The organism is Lentibacillus sp. L22 (assembly GCF_040812445.1).
GTDB classification, from domain to species: Bacteria; Bacillota; Bacilli; order Bacillales; family Amphibacillaceae; genus Lentibacillus_C; species Lentibacillus_C daqui.
The window spans coordinates 1-3,444 of sequence record NZ_JBFNXI010000082.1 but is presented as its reverse complement, the minus strand read 5'-3'; the positions used below and the strand labels follow the sequence as shown (position 1 = coordinate 3,444).

3 protein-coding genes and 1 pseudogene are annotated in these 3,444 nt (G+C 37.1%); all 4 read right to left on the bottom strand.

The window, feature by feature from the left end; all coding sequences use genetic code 11:
- Positions 1–183: 183 nt before the first annotated feature.
- Positions 184–1,668 carry a sodium/proline symporter PutP gene (putP, locus tag ABRT01_RS17960; protein WP_367749116.1) on the bottom strand — a complete coding sequence of 495 codons (1,485 nt, stop codon included), beginning with the start codon at positions 1,666–1,668 and terminating at the stop codon, positions 184–186.
- A gap of 276 nt (positions 1,669–1,944) precedes the next feature.
- Complete coding sequence (locus ABRT01_RS17955) at positions 1,945–2,163, bottom strand: hypothetical protein (protein WP_367749113.1); 219 nt, start codon at positions 2,161–2,163, stop codon at positions 1,945–1,947.
- Between the two features lie 239 nt (positions 2,164–2,402).
- Entirely contained in the window at positions 2,403–2,714 is a 312-nt protein-coding gene (locus ABRT01_RS17950) for a DUF4176 domain-containing protein (RefSeq protein WP_367749111.1), read from the bottom strand.
- A gap of 138 nt (positions 2,715–2,852) precedes the next feature.
- A pseudogene (locus ABRT01_RS17945) lies at positions 2,853–3,299 on the bottom strand (DUF443 family protein); the annotation flags it as partial.
- Positions 3,300–3,444: the final 145 nt, after the last annotated feature.

Below are 3,444 nucleotides of genomic sequence, written 5' to 3'. Positions count from 1 at the left end.
AAAAAAAGAAATAGTGGGTAAAGTCACCCGTCGATGACCTTACCCACTAATCTTAGTATGTTTCTTATGATCGGAACCGTTTTATAGCAAAAAGCATCAAAAGATAAGTTAAATGCACAATTATTTTCTTCCAACTAAGTTATATGCTTCCCAAAAAGGAGTCCAAGTTCCCCGTGTATATACTTATCTCTCTTTATGCAACAATTCTAGTGCTTCATCAAACTCCTTGTCAATCGCTTGGTTTGGTTTATGTGTCAACGTACTTACCAACATTGTGACAATCAGGTTTAAAATGAAGCCTGGTACAATTTCGTACAATGTACCGGACAGGGCATCGATATTTCCCCAAACCATTACTGTTACTGCACCAACCACCATACCGGAAAGTGCACCAATTGAATTGATTTTCCGCCAATACAAGGAAAGCAATATTGTTGGGCCAAATGCTGCCCCAAAGCCTGCCCAGGCAAAACTGACAAGATCCAGGATGGTACTATTCTTTTCCCAGGCGAAGTACATTGCAACAAGCGACACAATTAAAATCGCTATCCTGCCATACAGAACATATTTTTTATCATCATCATCTTTTTTAATGACGGCTTTGTATAAATCTTCAATCAATGCGGATGATGTAACAATTAGCTGTGAAGAAATCGTACTCATAATCGCCGCAAGTACCGCTGCCAATAAGATACCAGCAATAAATGGATGGAAAATGATTTGACCAAGAGCGATAAAAACCGCTTCCGGATCGGTTAAAGATGCTTCCGGATGCTGCTGAAAATATGCAATACCTACTAATGCAGTAGTTGATGCACCCAAAAGGCTTAAAATCATCCAGCCAATTCCAATTCTTCTTGCCTGTTTGGTTTCCTTAACGGATTTAATGGCCATAAACCGGACAATGATATGGGGCTGCCCGAAATAGCCTAGTCCCCATGCTACTGAGGAAATAATCGCAGCTGCTGAAACCCCTTTCAAAAAATTGAATGCATCTGGATTAACTGTACGGATCGAATCGGCTGTTTCTGAAAATCCACCCGTCAGGAAGAATCCAAAAAGCGGTACAATGATGAGGGACAAGAACATAATTAAGCCTTGCACAAAGTCCGTGTAACTTACCGCCAGAAATCCGCCAAACAATGTATATAGAATAATAACAGTAGAAACAAGCAAAAGCCCGCCATGATAATTCATGTTGAAAGAACTTTCAAAAAACACACCGCCGGCAACCATCCCCGATGAAACATAAAACGTAAAGAACACGAGGATAATTAAACCAGAAGCAACACGAAGAATTTTCGAGTTATCTTTTAATCGGCTATCTAAATAACTCGGAATGGTAATCGAATCGCTGGATACCTGCGTATAAACACGCAATCTTGGTGCAACAAATAACCAGTTTAAATAGGCGCCAATTGTCAAACCGATGGCCATCCACGCTTCACTTAGCCCTGAAAAGTAAATAGCCCCAGGAAGCCCCATCAGCAGCCAACCTGACATATCTGCGGCACCTGCGCTTAACGCCGTTACTGCTGGGCCGAGTGACCTTCCTCCAAGCATATAGTCTGTTAGGTTGCTAGTACGACGATATGCATACCATCCAATCACTAACATGCCAACAAGATAAATAACGATGGCCAGCATTTGGTACGTATAATCAGACATCTAAAATCCCCCCTATTTTCGGATACCTATAGCATCATAGTATTATCCGAATAAAATTACTCTTCAATAGTATTATACAGAATGTTAGATAACGCTTTCAATAGGCTGTTAAAAATTAACTTCGTATAAAATATATTATCTCATTATTATGTAATGCGCGGAAAGTATATACCATATGTTTCGTTATTTTATTCCGTTCGTGCGTCCAACAATTCAAGGGATATACAGTCGTTTCAATACATCTCCGGCTCCGATTGGTTTCCTTCATAAATTTGACTAAAAATGGGAACTCATGCTATTTTTCAGCTGATCCCAATGCGAATCATCTAACTCGTGAAATTCCTTAACTGTTTTTTCCACATTGGACATTATGTAAAAATTCCTTATCATCCAATTTAGCAAGACCACAATATCTCGAATACTACTTGCCTCATCTGTCAGGTTAACAGTCATATCTTCTATCTTTTCAAGTCCAGATGTCACATCATCTTCCAAAAATTCTTCTCAAATCATCGCTTTTTCATTTGGTTCAAAGGATAATACCACTTCTTTCACTTGATCAAGCAGCTGTTCATAATCAGTTAATCTGATCAACACCTAATTAGCAGCACCTTGGAATAACGTTGCAACCACAGATAAACAATTCCAGCGCAAAGCTACAACTCTATTATAATGTAAATCCTAAACAAAAGAAGCATATCGATCATATGGTTCTTTTTAATATCCATTTTGTTTTATTCCAACGGCCTAGTAACAGATCCCTTTTTGATGTTTGCTTTATTTCCTTTTAACCTGTCATGAAAGATCTTTTGGAAACGTTCTTCTTCATCGTCTTTGAAACCTTCAAATACAATTTCGTCTATATTTTCTTCATTAAAGTAGAATACATTATTAGGATCCAGTCCCTGTGGATAAAAACATCCCGAGTAGTCATACCATATCCCTTTTTCTTCCGTTTCCCCCAATGGAAGAATAGGGCCTCTGTTTAAGATCATCAGTTTGTCCGTTCCTTTTTTCAGATATACGATTGACCCAATTGGTAACATGAATATCCCCTCCTGATTTTTCTTATTTTTAGTATCTTTCTTCTATCTTTCTTTTACAATTGAAAACACACCTGTATCATTCAATTTAAACTGCTGTTTCACTACTACACTTGAATTTCACGGTAGTAGTGCCCATTGTCACTGGACCGACACTGCAAAGCAATAAAAAAACATAGCTATCATTGTAAAAATTAGCGTTATGACATCTGGATCTTTAATAGACATCACAAAGAACAATACGGTTAATGCCAAAAAGAAAAAATAAATAGCCACAATTTGGAAAAAATGTTTAATGGACTTAGGTTTAATCCATAATTTATAAGTTGATAACCTCTTAAGATTAACAATGTTATATAGTTTATTTTTAAGCATATTATTTACAGACACACATAGGACAAACATGAATAACACAATAATTAGTAAAATCACAGAGTTGGTTAATGGACTGCCGGGAATTGAAAGGTAATCAGATAAGGGCTTTAAAAAAAGTGCCAAAAAAAGACCACTACCTGCACCCAATATACTAGAATGCCCTGTTTTATTCTGTTTTATCTCCGTGGATTTCAATTTTTCCACAGCATTTAAGTTATCTACTTTATCACTAGCGTTGCATTAAAACCATTTCTGAAAGTCAATCATCTTGATTAGCTACCCGACTTAATCGGGTGAATATTCTGTCATATATTCCTTCTATAAAATTAAAAAAGAACAACGAGGGTTTAAAGGTAGC